Annotated in this window: 4 protein-coding genes; 3 read left to right on the top strand and 1 reads right to left on the bottom strand. The window is 72.1% G+C overall.

What is annotated here, in order from left to right; translation table 11 throughout:
* The 3 genes from AC1RL8_RS13415 to AC1RL8_RS13405 are packed head-to-tail and all read left to right on the top strand — an operon-like array spanning position 1 to position 18,251.
* Complete coding sequence (locus tag AC1RL8_RS13415; protein WP_492684501.1) at positions 1–3,105, top strand: non-ribosomal peptide synthetase; 3,105 nt, start codon at positions 1–3, stop codon at positions 3,103–3,105.
* Positions 3,102–10,865, top strand: coding sequence for an amino acid adenylation domain-containing protein (locus AC1RL8_RS13410; RefSeq protein WP_492684500.1), 7,764 nt, complete (start codon positions 3,102–3,104; stop codon positions 10,863–10,865). The genes AC1RL8_RS13415 and AC1RL8_RS13410 overlap by 4 nt, the downstream gene beginning before the upstream one ends.
* On the top strand, positions 10,866–18,251 hold the full coding sequence (locus AC1RL8_RS13405; RefSeq protein WP_492684499.1) for an amino acid adenylation domain-containing protein: 7,386 nt from the start codon (positions 10,866–10,868) through the stop codon (positions 18,249–18,251).
* A gap of 95 nt (positions 18,252–18,346) precedes the next feature.
* Here AC1RL8_RS13405 and AC1RL8_RS13400 read toward each other — a convergent pair whose 3' ends face one another.
* Positions 18,347–20,794 (bottom strand): TonB-dependent siderophore receptor, encoded by a 2,448-nt coding sequence (locus tag AC1RL8_RS13400; RefSeq protein WP_492684498.1) that lies wholly within the window; start codon positions 20,792–20,794, stop codon positions 18,347–18,349.
* Positions 20,795–20,818 lie beyond the last annotated feature (24 nt).

The following is a 20,818-nucleotide window of genomic DNA, read 5'->3' as shown; positions in this document are numbered from 1 at the left end:
ATGACGACCATGACCGACCACTTCGACGACACGACCTTCCCGCTGAGCCCCGAACAACGCGCCGTGCCGGCCGATGCGCCGCGCCTTCTGCTGCGCGCCGACATCGAGGGCGCAACCGACCCCGCGCGTCTGCGCGACGTGGTGGCGCGCGTGCTGGGCGCGCACGGCGCGCTGTGCAGCGCCATCCGTGCGGTGCCGGGCTATCGCGGCCTGCGCCAGCAGTACACCGAGGGGATGACGCCGCTGGCCTGGGCGGACACGGACCTGCGTGATGCGCCTGAAGCCGCACTGGCCGAATGGCTGGTGAACCTGCAGGCCGCGCCGCTGGACATCGCGCGTGGCGAGATGGTCCGTGCCGGGCTCGCACGCACCGGGGATGCGCGCCACACGCTGGCGCTTTCCGTGCATGCCTGGGTCGGCGACCGGGGCAGCCTGCAACATCTGTTCGACCAGATCGCCACGGCCTTCGCGGACGAACACGCTTTCGATGCCGCCGAGGTGTTCCCGTATGCACGCTTCGTGACCTGGCGCCAGGACCTGCTCGATGGCGAAGACGCCGCCGAGGGCCGCGCCTACTGGCAGCGTTACCTCGCGCAGGCGTCCTCGCTCACGCCGCCGCGCCTCGTCGGTCGGCAAGCGGCTGCCTCCCAACAGGCTGCGCGCGTGCGTGCCGACGAATCCGTCAATGCCACGTTGGCGGGCCGCATCGCCGCCTGCGCCGACACGCTGGGCGCACAGCCTGACACGCTGCTGCAGGCCGTCTGGTGGCTGCTGCTCGCGCGGCTGGACGGTACCGGCCGTTTCATCGTTGGCTGGCAGCACGACTGCCGCCGCGACTACCCGCCGATGCAGGGTGCGGTCGGCGTGTTCGACAAGGTGCTGCCGCTCATCGTCGAGACCGCCCCCGAGACGCGCTTTGCCGACTGGTTCGACAACGTCGACGGCACGCTGGCCGCGCATGTCGAGGCGCAGGAGTACTGGGCCGTCGAGGCACCGCCCATCGCCACGCACCTCGCGGTCGGCTTCGCGTGCCACGAGCGGCCGCGCCGCCACGGCGTCGATCCGCAATGGCAACTGGCTGCGCTGCCGGGGCCGCTGCCGACGTTCGAACTCGCCTTGCAGGTCGCATGGGACGCCGAGGGCGCAGCGCTCTCGGTGCATGCCGATGCGGCGCGCCACAGCGAGGTGGCGGCGCAGCGCCTGCTGATGCAGTACCTCTGCCTGCTGGACGCCGTCGTCGAACGCCCCGACGCCGCGCTCGGCGCGTTGCCGCTGGTCGGTGCGCGTGAGCGCGAGCTGCTGTTGCAGTCGCACGAAGCCGTGGCCGATGTCGGCACGCAGACCGTCACGCAGCGCATCGCCCACTGGGCCACCGAGACGCCCGAAGCGCCCGCACTCGAAGCGGGCGAGCAGCGCCTGAGCTACCGCGAACTCGACCAGCGCACGGGCCGCGTCGCCCGCTGGCTGCAAGGGCAGGGCGTGACGCCCGGCGCCATCGTCGCGCTGAACCTGCCGCGCGCGCTCGACCTGCCGGTGGCGATCCTCTCTGTCTGGCGCGCGGGCGCCGCCTACCTGCCGCTCGACCCCGACTGGCCCGAGGCGCGCCGCGCGGCGGTGCTGGCCGATGCGAAGCCCATCTTCACCATCGACGCGGCATTGCCCGATGCGAGCACGCTGCCCGAAGCACAAGCCGCATCGCACATCGCTGCACCGAGCGACCTCGCCTACTTGCTCTACACCTCCGGCTCCACCGGCACGCCCAAGGGTGTGGCCGTCGAGCAGGGCCAGCTGCAGAACTACGTGGCAGCCGCCTCGGCCGCGATGCAGCTCGACACCTGCCGCCGCTGGGCGCTCACCAGCTCGGTCGCGGCCGACCTGGGCAACACCGCACTGTTCGGCGCCTTCCACAACGGCGCCTGCCTCGTCGTGGCGGCGCCGCACGAGGCCAAGGACGCCGAGGCCTTCGCGCGCTTCATGTGCACACACGCCATCGACGCGCTGAAGATCGTGCCCTCGCACCTCGAAGCACTGCTCGAAAGCGCCACGCCCTGCCTGCCGCGCACGCTGGTGCTGGGCGGCGAGGCCGCGCCGCGCGCGCTGGTCGAGCGCATCGCGCGGCTGGCGCCGCAGTGCGCCATCTACAACCACTACGGGCCGACCGAGGCCACGGTCGGCGTCATGGTGCATGCCGTCGAACCCGGCGCGCCCGTGCCCGAGCAGCTGCCGCTGACGCGCGTGCTCGCGAACAACCGCGTGCGCGTGCTCGATGCGTCGCGCGGCCTCGTGCCGGCCGGCGGGTTGGGCGAGGTCTACATCGGCGGTGCGCAGCTGTGCCGCGGCTACCTGAACCGCGCGAACGTTGACGCGTTCGTCGCCGATCCGTTCCACGCGGGTGAGCGGCTCTACCGCACAGGTGACCTCGCGTGGGTGCTGCCCGAAGGCGGGCTGCGGCTCGCGGGGCGCGCCGACCACCAGGTGAAGGTCCACGGTTACCGCGTCGAGCCCGCCGAGGTCGAGGCGGCGCTGCTGGCGCGGCCCGGCGTGCGCCAGGCGGTCGTGTTGGCCGTGCCCGATGCGGCCGGGGCGACCACGCTCGCCGCCTTCTTCGTCGGCGACGGCGAGGGGGGCGACGGCCGCGCGCTGCGCGAGCAACTCGCCGCGGTGCTGCCCGCACACATGGTGCCCGAGAGCTGCACGGCCGTGAGCGCCTTCGCGCGCCTGCCGAACGGCAAGATCGACCGGCTCGCGCTGGCGGCCTCGGCCCCGGCCGAAGCGCCACGGCGCGCAGTGACGGCGCCGCGTGATGCGCTCGAAGCGCTGCTCGCCGACGGCATGGCCACGCTGCTGGGCAGCGGCCCGGTCGGCGTGGAAGACGACTTCTTCGAACTCGGCGGCCACTCGCTGCAGGTCATCAAGCTGGTGGCGCGCATCCGCAAGCTGCTGCAGGTCGAGGTGGCGGCCGGCGTGGTGTTCGACCACCCGACGCCCGCGGCGCTCGCCGCCGTGCTGCGCGAAGCCAGCGCCGACGCCGTCGCGCTCGAACAGCTGGCGCAGGCGCACCGGCAGCGCGACCTGGCCGACGAATCCGTGGGCGAGGCCGCATGAGCATCGCCATGGACGAGATCACCCGCACCGTGCGCGACGGCCAGGCAGTGCCGCTGTCGTATGCGCAGGAGCAGCTGTGCTTCCTGCAGAAGCTCGAGCCCGGGCTCACGGCCTACAACCTGCCGCGCGTGTTCCGGCTGACCGGCGCGCTCGACGCCGATGCGCTGGCGCGCGCGTTCCAGGCGGTCATTGCGCGCCACGCGATCCTGCGCACGCACTTCGTCGAACACGATGGCGTGCCGATGCAGGTGGTGCAGGCCGAGGTGCCGTTCGCGCTGGAGCGCATCGACCTCTCGGACCAGGGCGCCGAAGCGCAGCAGGCCGCTGTCGATGCACTCGTGCGCCGCACCGCGACGCATGTGTTCGACCTGGGCCGTGCGCCCGCGCTGGTGGCGCGGCTCGCAAAGCTGGCCGACGACCGGCATGTGCTGACCGTCTGTTTGCACCACATCGTCTCCGACGCCTGGTCGAACCCGATCCTGGCGCGCGACCTCGGCGCGGCCTACGCGCTGGCGCTGCGCAGCGAAGGCCCGGTGCAGCTGTCGCCGCTGCCCGTGCAGTACGCCGACTTCGCCGTGTGGCAGCGGGCCCGCGTGCAGGGCGGGGCGCTCGCGCCGCAGCTCGACCACTGGAACCGCCACCTCGGCGACGAGGTGCCGTCGCTCGACCTGCCGACCGACCGTGCGCGCCCCGCGCAACAGACCTTCGCCGGCACCGCGCTCGGCTTCGAGCTGCCGCCGGCCCTCGCGGCGGCGCTGCAGAAGTTTTGCCGCGCCGAACGCTGCACGCCGTTCGTCGTGCTGCTCGCGGCCTGGCAGGTGCTGCTGTCGCGCTGCAGCGGGCAGGACGACTTCGCCATCGGCGTGCCCAATGCCGGCCGTCACCGCGAGGAGGTGCAGGACCTGCTGGGCTTCTTCATCACGACCCAGGTGTTCCGCGCGCGGCTCGCGCCCCGGCGCACGCTGCGCGAGGTGTGCCGCCAGGTGCGCGCCGACGCGCTGGCCGCGCTCGACCATGCCGACCTGCCGTTCGAAGTGCTGCTGGCCAGCCGCAAGGACCGCCGCGACCCCGCGCGCAGCCCGCTGTTCCAGGCCATGTTCGGCGTGCAGATGGCCGGCGAGGCCGTCGCGCTCGACTTCGCGGGCGTGCGCGCCGAGTTGGAAGAGTTCGACGACGCGGGCGCCAAGTTCGACCTGTCGCTGGACTTCTACATCGACCCGCGCGGCGTGCGCGGCCGGCTCGAATACAACACCGACCTGTTCGACGCCACGACGGCACAGCGCTTGGTGCGCGCCTACCAGCGCGTGCTGCAGGCGATGTCGGACGACCCCGACCGCGTGCTTGCGAACCTCGTGCTCACCGATGCGGACGACGAGACGCGGCTGCGCGGCTGGAGCGAGAACCTGCCGCACCGCCCGTACACGCAGCCCGTGCACCAGCGGATCGAAGCGCAGGCGCGCGAGCGACCCGAGGCGGTCGCGCTGGTGTTCGGCGACACGGTGCTGCGCTACGGCGAACTCGACGCGCGTGCCAACGCGCTGGCCCACCACCTGATCGGCCTCGGTGTGCAGCCCGACATGCCCGTGGGCGTCGCCGCCGAGCGCAGCCTCGAGATGGTCGTGGGGCTGCTGGCGATCCTGAAGGCCGGCGGCGCCTATGTGCCCATCGACCCCGAGCTGCCGCGCGAACGCATCGCCTACATGCTCGAAGATAGCGGGGTGACGCTGCTGCTCACGCAGTCGCACCTGCGCGAGGCGCTGCCGGTGGCGGCGCATGTGCAAATGCTGGCGCTGGATGCGCTCGACCTGTCGGCTGAATCCACCGCCTGCCCGCAGGTCGCCCTGCATGGCGAGAACCTCGCCTACGTGATCTTCACCTCGGGCTCCACAGGCCGCCCCAAGGGCGCGGCCAACCGCCACAACGCGCTCTACAACCGCCTGGCCTGGATGCAGGACGCCTACGCGCTGGGCGACGCCGACACCGTGCTGCAGAAGACGCCGTTCGGCTTCGACGTGTCGGTGTGGGAGTTCTTCTGGCCGCTGATGCAGGGCGCGCGCCTCGTCGTCGCCGCGCCTGGCGATCACCGCGAACCGGCACGCCTGGTCGAGTTGATCCGCGCGCACGGCGTGACCACGCTGCATTTCGTGCCCTCGATGCTGCAGGCCTTTCTGGCGCACGACGGCATCGAGGCCTGCACCAGCCTGCGGCGCATCGTCTGCAGCGGCGAGGCGCTGCCCGCCGAGGCGCAGGCGAAGGTGTTCGAGCGCCTGCCGGGCGCGGGGCTGTACAACCTCTACGGCCCGACCGAGGCGGCCATCGACGTGACGCACTGGACCTGCCGCGCCGACGGGCTGAACCATGTCGCCATCGGCCGGCCCATCGCGGGTTGCAAGACCTACGTGCTCGACGCGGGCCTGAACCCGGTGCCGCCGGGCGTGGGCGGCGAGCTGTACCTGGGCGGCATCGGCCTGGCGCGCGGCTACCTGCACCGGCTGGGCCTCACGGCCGAGCGCTTTGTCGCCGACCCGTTCAGCGAGAGCGGCGAGCGCCTGTACCGCACGGGTGACCTCGTGCGCTGGCGCGAGGACGGCCAGCTGGCCTACCTGGGCCGCATCGACCACCAGGTGAAGGTGCGGGGCTTCCGCATCGAGCTCGGCGAGATCGAGGCGCAGCTGCTGGCGCAGCCGCAGGTGCGCGAGGCCGTGGTGGTGGCCGACGAAGGCCCGGGCGGCACGCGGTTGATCGGCTACGTGTCGCCGCAGCCCGGTGCGGCGGTGGACTTGGCCGTGCTCAAGGCGCGCCTGGCCGAGGTGCTGCCCGAGTACATGGTGCCGGCGCAGCTGTGCGTGCTGCCGGCCCTGCCGCTCAATGCCAACGGCAAGATCGACCGCAAGTCGCTGCCCAAGCCCGAGCGCGGTGGGGCGCAAGCCTATGAGGCGCCCGAGGGCGTGGTCGAACAGGCGCTCGCCACCGTCTGGGCCGAGGTGCTGGGCCTGCCGCGCGTGGGCCGGCAGGACAACTTCTTCGAACTCGGCGGCGATTCGATCCTGAGCCTGCAGATCGTGTCGCGGCTGCGCACGGCCGGCTGGAAGCTCACGCCGCGCCAGATGTTCGAGCGCCAGACCGTCGCCGGGCAGGCGGCCGTGGCCGAGCCCGTGGGCGCGGCGGTGCAGGCCCAGCAGACCGCAGCCGAAGGCGAGGTGCCGCTGCTGCCGTTCCAGGCCGCGTTCTTCGAGACCGACATGCCCGAGCGCCACCACTGGAACCAGTCGCTGCTGGTGCAAAGCCGCGAGCCGCTGGCGGTGCCCGCGCTCGAAGCCGCGCTGGCGGCCGTGGTGCAGCACCACGATGCTTTCCGCCTGCGCTTCCATCGAACGACCGATGGCCGCTGGCAACAGGCCTACGAGGCCCTGCCGGCGCGCTGGCGCGAGGAATGGCTCTGGGTGCGCGATGCAGCGAACCCGGCGCAGATCGCCGCGCTGTGCGACGAGGCGCAGCGCAGCCTCGACCTCGCGCACGGGCCGCTGCTGCGCCCGCTGGTCATCCGCCTGCCCGGCGGCGACTGGCGCCTGCTGCTGGCGGCGCACCACCTCGTGGTCGATGGCGTGTCGTGGCGCATCGTGCTCGACGACCTGGCCACTGCGTACGCGCAGTGCTGCGATGGCCACCCGGTCGTGCTGCCGCCGAAGAGCGCCAGCTTGCAAGCCTGGGCACGTTCGTTGCAGGGCGAGGCTGCCGCGATGGATGGCGAACTCGCGCACTGGCAGGCCTTCGCCGATGTGCCGGTCGCGCTGCCCTGCGCGCGGCCCGAGGGCGTGAACACCGTGGCGCGCCGCGCCAGCATCGCGTGGCAGCTCGACCGCGCGCGCACGCAGGCGCTGCTCAAGACGGCACCGGCCGCCTACCGCACGCAGGTCAACGACCTGCTGCTCACGGCATTGGGGCGCGCACTGTGCGGCTGGAGCGGGCATGCGCAGCTCGCGATCCTGCTCGAAGGGCACGGCCGCGAAGACAGCCTGCCCGCGCAGAAGGCGCTCGACCTGTCGCGCACCACGGGGTGGTTCACCAGCCTGTTTCCCGTGCGGCTCGATCCACTGGGCGCGTGGGGTGATGCGATCAAGCGCGTGAAGGAAGACCTGCGCCGCGTGCCGCAACGCGGGCTCGGCCATGGCGTGCTGAGGCACCTGGGCACGGACGCACAGCAGCAGGCGCTGCGCGCATTGCCGCGGCCGCAGCTGGTCTTCAACTACCTGGGGCAGGTTGATGGTGCAGCAGAGGCCGTGTGGTCGCTCGCACCTGAAGACGCGGGCGAGCCGGTCGCCGCGAGCGCACCGCTGCTGCACGAATTCAGCGTCAATGCACAGGTGCGCGACGGTGCGCTGCAACTGACGGTGGACTTCAGCGCGGCGCGGCATGCGCAGGAGGACGTGCAAGGCTGGGTGAACCGCTTCGGAGACGAACTCGAAGCGCTGATCGCGCACTGCACCTCGGGCGCTTGCGGTGTCACGCCGTCGGACTTCCCGCTGGCCGGGCTCGACGCCGTGCAGCTCGACGCGCTGCCGCTGCCCGTGGCGCACCTCGAAGACCTCTATCCGTTGTCGCCGATGCAGTCGGGCATGCTGTTCCACAGCCTGGTCGATGCGCAGGGCGAGGCTTACATCAATCAGCTGTGCATGGACATCGACGGCCTCGATGCCGAGCGCTTCCGCGCCGCATGGCAGCGCGTGCTCGCGCGCCACGAGATCCTGCGCAGCGGCTTCCTGGCCGACGGCATCACGCCGTTGCAATGGGTCGCGCGCAGCGCCGAGATGCCGTGGGCCGTGCAAGACCTGCGCGAGAGCGCCGACGTGCAGTGCGCACTGGCGCGGCTGGCCGCGTCGCAGCGTGCGAGCGGCTTCGACCTCGCGCGCCCGCCGCTCATGCGCATCGCGCTGGCCCGCACGCAGGCGCAGCGCCATCACCTCGTCTGGACCTACCACCATCTGCTGCTCGACGGCTGGAGCGTGGCGCAGCTGCTGGCCGAGGTGCTGCGCAGCTACGCGGGAGAGGCGAGCGAGCCCGCGCCCGGGCGCTTCCGCGACCACATCGCGTGGCTCGCCGCGCGCGACGCACAAGCCGGCGAGGCGCACTGGCGCCGCGTGCTGGCCGGCGTGGAAGAACCGACGCGCCTGGCGACCGCGCTGGTGCCGCCTGTTGCACCGCGCCCCGGCAAGGCCCGCCAGCGCCTGGCCTTCGACACCGAGGCCACGCGCGGCCTGCGCGAGGCCGCGCGCGCCGCGCACGTCACGCTCAACACCTTCGTGCAGGCCGCCTGGGCGCTGCTGCTGGGCCAGCGCACGCGCACCGGCACCGTCGTGTTCGGCGCCACCGTCGCCGGCCGCAACGCCGAGATGCCGGGCGCCGAGCGCATGCTGGGCCTGTTCATCAACACGCTGCCCGTGGTCGCGCACCTGCGCCCCGGCCAGCCCGTGGGCGACTGGCTGCACGAACTGCAGGCGGCGCAGGTCGCGTCGCGCGAACACGAGCACACGCCGCTGCACGAGATCCAGGCCTGGGCCGGGATGGGCGGGCAGGGGCTGTTCGACACGCTGGTGGTGTTCGAGAACTACCCGGTGGATGCGGCCTTGCGAGGCGACGCTGCGGCCGGCCTGAGCTTCGGCGCGGTGCATACGAAGGAAGAAACCTCGTACCCGCTGACGCTGATGGTGCACGACGATGCAGCGCTGCACATCGACCTCGTGCATGCGCTCGACGTGTGCGACGAGGCGCAGGCCGCGGCGCTGGTGGGCCAGTTGCGTGCGGCGCTGCTGGCGTTGGCCGGCGATACGGCGCAGGCCGTGGGTCAGCTGGCGCTGGTCGATGCGGCCGAGCGCGAGCGGTTGTCGCTTTGGTCGCGCGGTGCGTTCAAGCCGAAAGCGGGCGTGCCCGTTCACCACCTCATCGAACAACAGGCGAAGGCGAACCCCGACGCGCTGGCACTGGTCACGGCCGAGCATCGCCTCACCTACGCCGCGCTCAACCGCCTCGCGAACCGCTGGGCGCACCGGCTGATCGCGCAGGGCGTACGGCCCGACATGCCGGTCGCGATCGCCGTCGATCGCTCGGCCGAGACCGTCGTCGGCCTGCTCGCCGTGCTCAAGGCCGGCGGCGCGTACGTGCCGCTCGACCCGGCGTTCCCGACCGAACGCCTGGCCTACATGGTCGAGGACAGCGGCGCCTCGCTGCTGCTCACGCGCCGCGCGCTGATGCCGCGCCTGCCCGACGCAGCGAGCGTGCAGCGGCTGGCCTTCGACCTCGACGCGCCCGACGACGGCATGGCCGCCTGGCCCGACCACGACCCGGCGGTGCCGGTGCATGGCGAGCAACTGGCCTATGTGCTCTACACCTCGGGCTCCACCGGCCGCCCCAAGGGCGTGGCGATGCGCCACGACGCGGTGGCGCGTCTCATCGCGTGGCAGCTGCAACGCCTGCCGGGCGTGAGCCGCACGCTGCTGTTCGCCTCGCCGTGCTTCGACGTGGCGTTCCAGGAAATGGTCAGCGGATTGGCCGGTGGCGGCTGCCTCGTGCAGACCACCGACGCGCAGCGGCTCGACCTCGATGCGCTCGAGGCGTTGGTGCACGGAGAAGGCGTCGAACGCATGTTCCTCACCTTCTCGGTGCTGCAGCATTTCGCCGAACAGTCGCTGGCCTCGGGCCGGCGGTTGCCGGCGCTGCGCCAGGTCGTCACGGCGGGCGAGCAGCTCAAGCGCACGCCCGCGCTGGCCGAATGGCTGGCGCGCGAATCGCAGTGCCGGCTCATCAACCAGTACGGGCCGACCGAGACGCATGTGGTGAGCGAGTTCGGGCTCGACGGGGCAGGCGACGAAGACCTGCCGCCCATCGGCACGCCTGCTTCGAGCGCACGGCTGCATGTGCTCGACGCGCAATTGAACCCGGTGCCCGTCGGCGTGGCCGGTGAACTGTGCGTCGGCGCCGAGGTGCTGGCGCGCGGCTACCTGCACCGGGCCGGCCTGACGGCGCAGCGCTTCGTCGCCGATCCGTTCGACGGGCACGGCGGGCGGCTCTACCGCACCGGCGACCTCGTGCGCTGGCGCGCCGACGGCCAGCTCGAATACCTCGGCCGGCTCGACCACCAGGTGAAGGTGCGGGGCTTTCGCATCGAACTGGGCGAGGTCGAGGCGCAGCTGCTCGCGCAACCCGGCGTGGGACAAGCGCTGGTGCTGGCGCAGGAAGGACCGGGTGGCGCGCGGTTGGTGGCCTATGCGGCCGGCGCCGAAGGCCAGCCGCTGCGCCCCGCGGCGCTGCGTGCGGGGCTGGCGGTGGCGCTGCCCGACTACATGGTGCCGAGCGTCATCGTCGCGATGCCGCAGGGGCTGCCGTTGAACGCCAACGGCAAGGTCGATCGGCAGGCGCTGCCGCCGCCCGAGGCCGCGGAAGAGCGCGCCCATGTGCCGCCGCAGGGCGCCACCGAAACCGCGCTGGCTGGCCTCTGGGCGCAGGTGCTGGGGCTGTCGCGCGTGGGGCGCGGCGACAACTTCTTCGAGCTCGGCGGGCATTCGCTCGCGGTGCTCAAGCTGCGTCAGCAGGTCAAGGCGCAGATGGGCATCGACCTGCCGCTGCAGCGCTACTTCGAGCTGCCCGACCTGGCGGCGTGCGCGCAGGCGCTCGACGCGCAAGGGCCGGCGCAGGCGCAGCAGGCCGCGCAGGCCGAGAGCGATCTCGATCGCATGGATGCATTGTTGGAAAGTCTGGGGGGTTGAGTGAGCAGTAGCAGTAGCAGCGAACGCGGCAGGGCCATCGCCCAACGGCTGGCAGGTTTGCCACCGGCGCGACAGAAGGAATTCATCGCCGCGTTGCGTGCGCAGGGCATCGATTTCGGTCGCCTGCCGATCGTGCCCGACCCGGCCGCCGTGCCGGGCGCGCCGCGGCCTGCGTCGTACGCGCAGGCGCGCCAGTGGTTCCTCTGGCAGATGGACCCCGAGAGCACGGCGCAGCACATCACGGCCGCGCTCACGTTGCACGGCGCGCTCGACGGTGCGGCGCTGCGCGCGAGCCTGCAGGCGCTGGTGGCGCGGCATCCGTCGCTGCGCACGCGCTTCGGCGTGAGCGACGACGGCGTGCCGCAGCAGACCGTGTCGCCCGAAGCGGTGCTCGACCTGCGTGAAGCCGATCTGCGCGCCCACCCCGCGCAGGTGCGCGACGAGGCCGCGCGCCTCGTGCGCACGCCCTTCGACCTGGCGAACGGCCCGTTGCTGCGCGTGGGCCTGCTGCGCACTGGCGAGACCGCGCACCTGCTGGTGCTGGTGATGCACCACATCGTGTCCGACGGCTGGTCGATGCAGCTGCTGGTCGACGACTTCGGCGCGCTGTACCAGGCCCATCGCCACGGAAATGCCGCCGCCGTGTCGCCCGCGCCCGCCCTGCAGTACGCCGACTACGCCGCCTGGCAGCGCAATTGGCTCGAAGCAGGCGAGGGCGAACGCCAGCTCGTCTACTGGACCGAACGCCTGGGCGGCGAACAGCCGCTGCTGCAACTGCCCGCCGACCGCGCGCGTCCGCCGCAGGGGCCGTACCTGGCCGCACGCCACCGGCTCGACCTGCAGGGCGAACTGGCACAGGCGCTGCGCCGCCGCGCGAGCGCCGAAGGCGCGACGCTCTTCATGGTGCTGCTGGCCGGCTTCCAGGCGCTGCTGCATCGCTACACGGGCCAGGGCGACATCCGGCTCGGCGTGCCCGTGGCCAACCGCGACCGGCCCGAGACGGCCGGCATCCTCGGCCTGTTCGTCAACACGCAGGTGCTGCGCGCCGAACTGGCCGGCCACACCACGCTGGCCCAGGCGCTGGCGCAGGCACGCGACGCGGCAGTGGGCGCGCAGGCGCACCAGGACCTGCCGTTCGAACAGCTGGTCGAGGCGCTGCAGCCCGAGCGCAGCCTGAGCCATCCGCCGCTGTTCCAGGTGATCTTCAACCACCGGCAACAGGACCTGGGTGCGCTCGACCGGCTCGAAGGCCTGCGCATCGAACCTTGCGAACTCGACGAGCAGGCGGCGCCCTTCGAACTCGCGCTCGACACGCTGGAGCAGGCCGATGGCACGCTCGGCCTGAGCTTCACGTACGCCCGCGCGATCTTCGAGCCCGCGACCATCGAACGCATGGCTGCGCACTACGTCGCGGTGCTGCGCCAGCTGGCCGACGACCCCACGTGCACGCTGCGCGAGGTGGCACTGCTCGGTCCGCAGGAACACGCCCAGCTGCGCGAATGGGGCGAGGGCCGGGACACGGCCTGGGACGAGGTGCCCGTGCACCGCCTCGTCGAGCGGCAGGCCGCGCTGCGGCCCGAAGCCACGGCGCTGATCGTCGATGGCGTGCCGATGTGCTTCCGCGACTTCGATCGGCGTGCCAACCGGCTCGCGCATGCCCTCATCGCGCAGGGCGTGCAGCCCGAGGACCGCATCGGCCTCGCGGTGGAGCGCTCGCCCGAGATGGTGGTGGCGCTGCTCGGCGTGCTGAAGGCGGGCGCGGCCTATGTGCCGCTCGACCCCGACTACCCGCCCGAGCGGCTCGATTTCATGGCGACCGACAGCGGCGTGCGGCTGCTGCTCACGCAGGCGCGTGTGCGCGAGCGGCTGGGCGCCTCGATGCAGGCGCTGCCCGCGCTGCTGCTCGACGGCGGCGTGCTCGACCGCGGGCCCGAAGACGCACCCGATGTCGCGGTGCATCCGGAGCACCTGGCCTACGTGATCTACACCTCGGGCTCCACCGGCCAGCCCAAGGGCGTGGCCGTGGCGCATGGGCCGCTGAGCATGCACATCCAGACCATCGGCCGCGCCTACGGCATGACGCCCGAGGACCGCGAGCTGCAGTTCGCGTCGATCAACTTCGACGGCGCGCACGAACGCATCTGGACGCCGCTGGCCTTCGGCGCCACGCTGATGCCGCGCAGCCAGGAGCTGTGGACCGTGCACCGCAGCCGCGAAGAGATGCGGCGCCACGGCATCACCGTCGCCTGCTTCACGCCGGGCTACCTGCAGCAGATGGCCGACGAACTCGGCGAGGAAGGGCGCGTGCCCACGCTGCGCTCGTACACCGTCGGCGGCGAGGCCATGGGCCGCGTGGCCTGCGAGCGCGTGATGCAGACGCTGCAGCCGCCGCGCCTCATCAACGGCTACGGCCCGACCGAGACGGTGATCACGCCGACCATCGCCAAGGCCTATGCGGGCACCGCCTTCGACGCGGCCTACCTGCCCATCGGCGCGCCCGTGGGCGACCGCCGCGCCGTGGTGCTCGACACCGACATGAACCTGGTGCCGCCCGGCATGGCCGGCGAGCTGTACCTCGGCGGTTCGGGGCTGGCGCGCGGCTACCTGAACCGCGCCGGCCTGAGCGCCGAGCGCTTCGTGGCCGACCCCTTCGACATGGATGGCGGTCGCCTGTACCGCACCGGCGACCTCGTGCGCTGGCGTGCCGACGGGCAGCTCGAATACCTGGGGCGGCTCGATCACCAGGTGAAGGTGCGTGGCTTCCGCATCGAACTCGGCGAGGTCGAGGCGCGGCTGCGCGCGCAGCCCGGCGTGCGCGAGGCTGTGGTGGTCGCGCGCCACCGTGCGGGCGGCGCGCTGCTGCTGGCCTACGTGTCGAGCCTCGATGCGCAGCGCCCGGTCGAGGCCTTCACGCTGCGCGACGGGCTGGCGCAGGTGCTGCCCGAGTACATGGTGCCATCGGCGATCACCGTGCTCGCGGCGCTGCCGCTGAACGCCAACGGCAAGGTCGACCGCGCCGCGCTGCCCGAGCCCGTGTTCGCTGCTGCGGCCGACAGCTGGGAGGCGCCGCAGGGCGCGGCCGAGGAGGCGATGGCGGCCGTGTGGGCCGAGGTGCTCGGCGCGCCGCGCGTGGGCCGCAACGACAACTTCTTCGAACTCGGCGGCCACTCGCTGCTGGCCATGCAGCTGCTCGAGCGGCTGCGCCGGCAGGGCTTCGGTGCGCAGGTGCGCACGCTGTTCCAGAACCCGCGCTTCGCCGACTTCGCGCGCGCCACGCTGGAGGCCGGCGCCTCGCCGCGCCCGGTGCCGGTGGTGCCTGACAACGCGATTCCCGAAGGCTGCACGCGGCTCACGCCGCAGATGCTGCCGCTGGTCGCGCTCGGCGACGCGCAGCTGCGCCGCATCGAAGCCGCCGTGCCCGGCGGCGCGGCCAACATCCAGGACATCTACCCGCTCGCGCCGCTGCAGGAAGGCCTGCTGTTCCATCACCTGATGCAGGCCGAGGGCGACGTCTACGTGCAGTCGCTGCAGATGCGCTTCGACAGCGAAGCGCGGTTGAACGCGTTCATGGACTGCCTGAACCGCGTCATCGCGCGTCACGACATGCTGCGCACCGCCGTGCTGTGGGAAGGGCTGGCGGAGCCGGTGCAGGTGGTGCACCGCCATGCGCCGGCCGAGATCGAATGGCTGGCTATCGACGCCGCCGCAGGCGATGTCGCCGCGCAACTCGAGGCGCATGTGCGCCCCGGCCACTACCGCCTCGACGTGCGCCGCGCGCCGATGCTGCGCGCCATCGCCGCGCACGACGCGGCGGGCGGCGGCTGGCTGCTGCAGCTGCCGAGCCATCACCTGGCGCTCGACCATGTGTCGCGCGACCTGCTGGTCGAGGAGATCACGCTGCTGCTGCAGGGCCGCGCCGATGCATTGCCCGCGCCCGTGCCGTTCCGCAGCTTCGTCGCACAGGCGCGGCTCGGTGCCGACGTGGCCGAGCAGGAGGCGTTCTTCCGCCGCATGCTCGGCGACGTGCGCGAACCGACCGCACCCTTCGACCTGTTCGATGCGCGCGGCGACGGCACGGCCGTGGAAGAAGCGCACCTCGAACTCGACGCGGCGCTGGCGCAGGCCGTGCGCACGCAGGCGCAGCGCAGCGGCGTCAGCGCGGCCACGCTGTTCCACCTGGCGTGGGCGCTGGTGCTGGCCAAGACCACGGGCAAGGACGACGTGGTGTTCGGCACCGTGCTGTTCGGCCGGCTCGCAGGCGGCGAGGGCGCAGGGCGCGCGCTCGGCATGATGATCAACACGCTGCCGCTGCGCGTGACGCTGGGCCGCAGCCATGCGCTGGCCTGCGTGCGCCAGACGCACGCCGCGCTGGCCGGCCTGCTGCACCACGAGCATGTGAGCCTGTCGCTCGCACAGCGCTGCAGCGCGGTGCCTAAGGGCACTCCGCTGTTCTCGACGCTGCTGAACTACCGCTATGTGGCGCAGGCGCCCGAGGCGGATGCCGGTGCCGGCGGCTGGGAAGGCATCGAGACGCTCGGCGCGCAGGAGCGCTCGAACTACGCCTTCGCGTTGTCGGTGAACGAATGCGCCGACGGCTTCGCGCTGACCGCGCAGGTCGATGCGGCGGTGGGCGCCGCGCGTGTGTGCCAGTACATGCACGATGCGGTGCGCCGCGTGGCGGACGACCTCGCTCAGGCGGCCATGCACCCGGTCGTCGCCTTCGACCTGCACACCGCCGACGAGGCGCAGCGCCTGCAGGCCTGGGGCGCGAACGCGCCCGCCTACCAGCACACCCCGCCGGTGCACGTGCTGGTGGCACGCCAGGCTGCGTTGCGGCCCGAAGCCACGGCGCTGATCTTCGGCGACCGCACGTTGAGCTACGCCGCGCTGGAGGCGCGTGCGAACCGGCTGGCGCACCACCTCGTGCGCGCGGGCGTGCGGCCCGAAGTGCGCGTGGGCCTTGCGGTGCGGCGCTCGGCCGACATGGTCGTGGCGCTGCTCGCGATCCTGAAAGCGGGCGGCGCCTACGTGCCGCTCGACCCGGCGTACCCGCCGCAGCGGCTGGCCTACATGGTGGAAGACAGCGGCGTCGCGCTGCTGCTGGCCGATGATGTCGTCGTGCTCGACCGCATCGGCCTGCCCGGCGTGAAGGCCCTGACGCTCGACACGCTGGACCTGTCGAGCGGCCCGTCGCACGATCCCGGCGTGGCGGTGCACCGCGACCACCTGGCCTACGTGATCTACACCTCGGGCTCGACCGGCAAGCCCAAGGGCGTGGCCGTGGCGCACGGCCCGCTGGCCATGCATGTGCAGTCGATTGGCGAGGCCTACGGCATGACGCCGGACGACCGCGAGCTGCAGTTCGCGTCGATCAACTTCGACGGCGCGCACGAGCGCACCTGGGTGCCGCTGGCCTTCGGTGCGGCGCTGATGCCGCGCGACGAAGAGGTCTGGCCGGTGGAGCGCACCTGCGCCGAGATCGCGCGCCACGGCATCACCATCGCCTGCTTCACGCCCGGCTACCTGCACCAGATGGCCGAGCTGATGGGCGAGGCCGCGAGCCGGCTGCCGATCCGCTCCTACACCGTGGGCGGCGAGGCGATGCCGCGCACCAGCTTCGCGCTGGTGCAGTCGGTGCTGAAGCCGCCGCGCATCGTCAACGGCTATGGGCCGACCGAGACGGTGATCACGCCGATGATCGCCAAGGCCGCGCCGGGCGAGGGCTTCGACGCGGCCTACATGCCCATCGGCCGCCTCGTCGGCGACCGCACGGCCTATGTGCTCGACGGCGCCATGAACCAGGTGCCGCCCGGCGTGGCCGGCGAGCTGTACCTCGGCGGCGACGGCCTGGCGCGCGGCTACCTGCAGCGCGCGGGCCTGAGCGCGGAACGCTTCGTGGCCGACCCCTTCGGCGCGCCGGGCGGCCGGCTCTACCGCACAGGCGACCTCGTGCGCTGGGAGGCCGACGGGCAGATGGCCTACCTGGGGCGCATCGACCACCAGGTGAAGATCCGCGGCTTTCGCATCGAACTCGGAGAGATCGAGGCGCAGCTGCTGGCGCTGCCGCAGGTGCGCGAAGCCGTGGTCGTCGCCAGCCAGGGCGCGGGCGGCGCGCGGCTGGTGGCGTATGTGTCGCCGCTGGCGGGCGAGCGCATCGAGCCGGCGCGGCTGCGTGCCAGCCTGGCGGCGCTGCTGCCCGAGCACATGGTGCCGGCCGCCATCGTCGTGCTCGACACGCTGCCGCTGAACATGAGCGGCAAGGTCGATCGCCATGCGCTGCCGGCGCCGGTGTTCGCCGGCGGCGACGGCTACGACGCACCGCGCGGCAGCGTCGAGCAGGCGCTCGCGCGCATCTGGTCCGAGGTGCTGGGCGTGGCACGCGTGGGCCGCGACGACAACTTCTTCGAACTCGGCGGCGATTCGCTGCTGAGCCTGAAGGTGATGGCGCAGGCACGGCGCCTGGGCCTGCCGGCGCTCGATCTGAAGCTGCACGACTTCCTGCGCGCGCCGACCATCGCAGGGCTGCTGGGCAGGCGTGCCGAGGCGCCGCCGCTGGTGGCCCTGAACGCCGTGGTGCCCGGTCCGCCGCCGCTGTTCTGCCTGCACGCCGCCCTGGGCACGGTGTACGACTACGCGCCGTTGGCGCGCCGCCTGCAGGGCGTGCGCACCGTGTACGGCCTGCCGTGCCGCATGCTCGCCGACCCCGCGCACCGCGACGTGTCGCTGGCGCGCATGGCCGACGACTACGCCCGCATGCTCCGTGGCGTGCAGCCGCAAGGGCCGTACCACCTGCTGGGCTGGTCGCTCGGCGGTGCGCTCGCGGCGGCCGTGGCGGCGCGGCTCGAAGCCGAAGGGCAGGCCGTGGCGTTCCTCGGGCTGGTCGATCCCTATGTGCCCGAGCCCGACGCGCCCTTGCAGACGGTGGACGACGATGGCCGTCGCGACTTCGCTGACTTCGTCGCCTCGGCCTGGCCGGCGGCGCGCCTGGACGGGCTGCTGGACATCGACGACTTCGTCTGCGACGAGGCGACGGTGGCCGCGCTGATCGCACAGGCCCGCGCACAAGCGCAAGCTCGCGGCGACACGCTCGAGATGCCGGCGCACGCGAACCTGCCCGACGACGAACTGGCCCGCATCTTCCTCGTGAGCCAGCAGCTGAAGGCGATCGAGACCGAGGCGCTCGTGCCGCTGCGTTGCCGCGCCGAGTGCTGGTGGATCGCGCGGCGCCCGGCGGCGGACCGCGCCGCGCTCGCGCTGCAGCTGGGGCGGCCGGACCTCGCGAGCGCTGCGGCGCTCGACGAGGACCACCACGCGATCCTGCGCAGCCCGGTGTTGTTGACGCAACTGGGCGAGCGACTGGGCGAGGCCGAAGTCCTCGCGGCCTGACGCCCGGGCATAAAAAAACGCACGACCCGGAAGCCGGGTCGTGCGTCAAGGGCACCTTCTGCCGGTGCCGCCCTAAGTCAATTCGTTGGTGCGTGTCAGAGCTTGTAGCTGAGCTTCAGCCAGGCGTTGCGCGGGTTGCCCTGCGTGTAGCCGTTGTAGGCGCCCAGGCCGTTGTAATAGCGCTTGTCGCCGAGGTTCTCGATGTGCAGCGAGGCGCTCAGGCGGTTGTTGATGTCGTAGCGCGCCATCAGGCCGAACAGCGTCAGGCCGCCTTGCGAGGCGCGGCCGAGTTCGTTGAACTCGTCGTAGTAGATGCCGCTCTGGTAGCTCACGCTGCCGCCGACGGTGAGCTTGCTCCACTCGCCCGGCAGGCGGTAGCTGGTGGCCACGCGGAACAGGCGGCGCGGGTACTGCGGGTTCAGCAGCACGCCGTCGGCATCGCGCTTGGCGTGGTAGGTGTAGCCCGCGAGCATCTGCAGGCCCGGCAGCACTTCGCCGGCGGCGGTGAGCTCGAAGCCCTTGCTCTTGGCGCCCTGCACCGCGCGGTACGGAATGCCGCCGTCGGGCAGCAGCGAGCCGGCGCCGGTGTCGATCACGGCCAGGTTGGTCTCGCGCGTCTTGAAGATCGCGGCGCTGGTGTTGAGCTTGCCGCCGAAGTGCTCGCCCTTCAGGCCCAGCTCGATGTTCTTGCCGCGCTGCGGCGCGATGAGCGCGTTGTTGCGGTCGCGCACCGTGTTGGGCTGGAAGATGTCGGTGTAGCTGCCGTACAGCGAGAGCTCCTTGCTCACGTCGAACACCACGCCCAGGTAGGGCGTGACCACGCCGTTCTCGCGCATCGAACTCACGCCGGTGCGCCGCCAGGTGGTCCAGTCGAGCGTGGACGCATCGGACTTGTACCAGGTGCCGCGCGCGCCGACGATGAGCGACAGCGGCTCAGCCAGCTTCAGGCGGGTCGAGGCGTAGATGGCTTTCTCGGTGGTATTCAGCGGCGCCGTGTACAGCGGGTACGAGAAGGAGGTCGGCTCGGGGAAGCTCTGCAGCTGGTAGAAATTCAGCGGCCGGCGGTCGATCATGCGCGGCACGGCGCCGCGGGTGTACACGGTGGCGTCGTAGGTGTTGTAGCTCATGCCCACCACGGCCTCGTGCGTCTGGCCGAAGGCCTCGAACGGGCCCTTCAGGTGCACGTCGAGGGCCTTGTTGGCGCCTTCGGCGGGGTTCTCGCGGATGTCGATGGTGGAGGCGCCGGTGCGCGCGTTGATCGCGCGGTAGATGCTCAGGTCACCCGAGGCACGCTCGCGCTTGCTCTTGAGGTAGCTTGCGTCCACCTTCAGCTGCCAGCCCGCGCCCAGGCGCTGGTCGAGGTTGGCGAACAGCTTGTCGGAGTACATGTCCCAGTAGCTCCACGGCGCGCTGGAGTTGAACGAGCGCGGCAGGTTCGTGCGCTGGCCGTTGCTGAAGAACAGCGGGCTCTGGCCGTAGTTGGCGCCGTCGATGGCGGTCTTCTGGTGCTCGAAGCCCACCGACAGGCGCGAGCCCGCCGCGAGGTCGACTTCGAGAATGCCGTACAGCGCGTCTTCGCTGCGCTTCTTGTTCTCGATGAAGCTCTTGCCGTCGGTGCGCGAGGCCATGAAGCGCCCGCGCACGGTGCCGTCGGCGTTGAGGGGGCCGCCCACGTCGATCTCCGCGTTGTAGCGGCTCCAGCTGCCGATGCCGCCCGAGATGTGACCGGCGAATTCGGAGGTCGGGCGCTTGCGCACGAGGTTGATGGCGCCGCCGGGCGAGCCCACGCCGTTGAGCAGGCCGGCCGCGCCGCGGATCACCTCGACGCGGTCGTAGAAGGCGGTGCTGATCATGCTCGACTCGCCAGCCACGCTGTTGAAGCCCAGCGTGGGCACGCCGTCGATCATGGTGCTCAGGGCGAAGCCGCGCGACGAGAAGGTCACGCGCTCGTCGTTGCGATCGGCCACGATGCCGGGCGTCTGGCGCAGCACGTCCTCGAGGGTGACGAGGTTCTGGTCGTCGATCTGCTGGCGGCCGATGACGCTGACCGACTGCGGCGTTTCGCGCAGCGACAGGTCCATGCGCGTGGCGCCGGCGGCGGCGCGCGTGGTGTACGAGCCCGTGCCTTCGGTGGTGCCGTCGGTGGCGGCCTGCGCGGCCACGGTCACGGCCGGCAGCGTGGACGCGCCGGCCGTGCTCTGGCGCTGGATGGTGACGCGCGTGGGGCCGTTGCGCACCGCCACGAGGCCGCTGCCGGCCAGCAGCCGGTCGAGCGCCTGCTGGAAGCTCAGGCGGCCCGACACGGCAGGTGCGGCCAGGCCCGAGACCACGTCACCCGCGGCGAGCACCTGCACGCCGGTCTGGCGCGACAGTTCGTTGAGCGCGGCGCCCAGCGGCTGGGCGGGCACGTTGATGTCGCGTGCTTGTGCAGCGGCCTGGTCGGTGCCCTGGGCGGCGGCGAGGCCGCTCCAGCTGGCAAGGGCAGTTCCGAAGGCAGCGGCAAGCGCGGCGCTCAGGAGTCGGTGGCGAGGCGAGAAACGCATGGGTGAAGGCTCCAGACAAATAAA

The sequence above is a fragment of the Variovorax sp. GW822-FHT04E09 genome (genome assembly GCF_058800845.1).
This window is presented reverse-complemented; position numbering and strand designations above follow the sequence as displayed.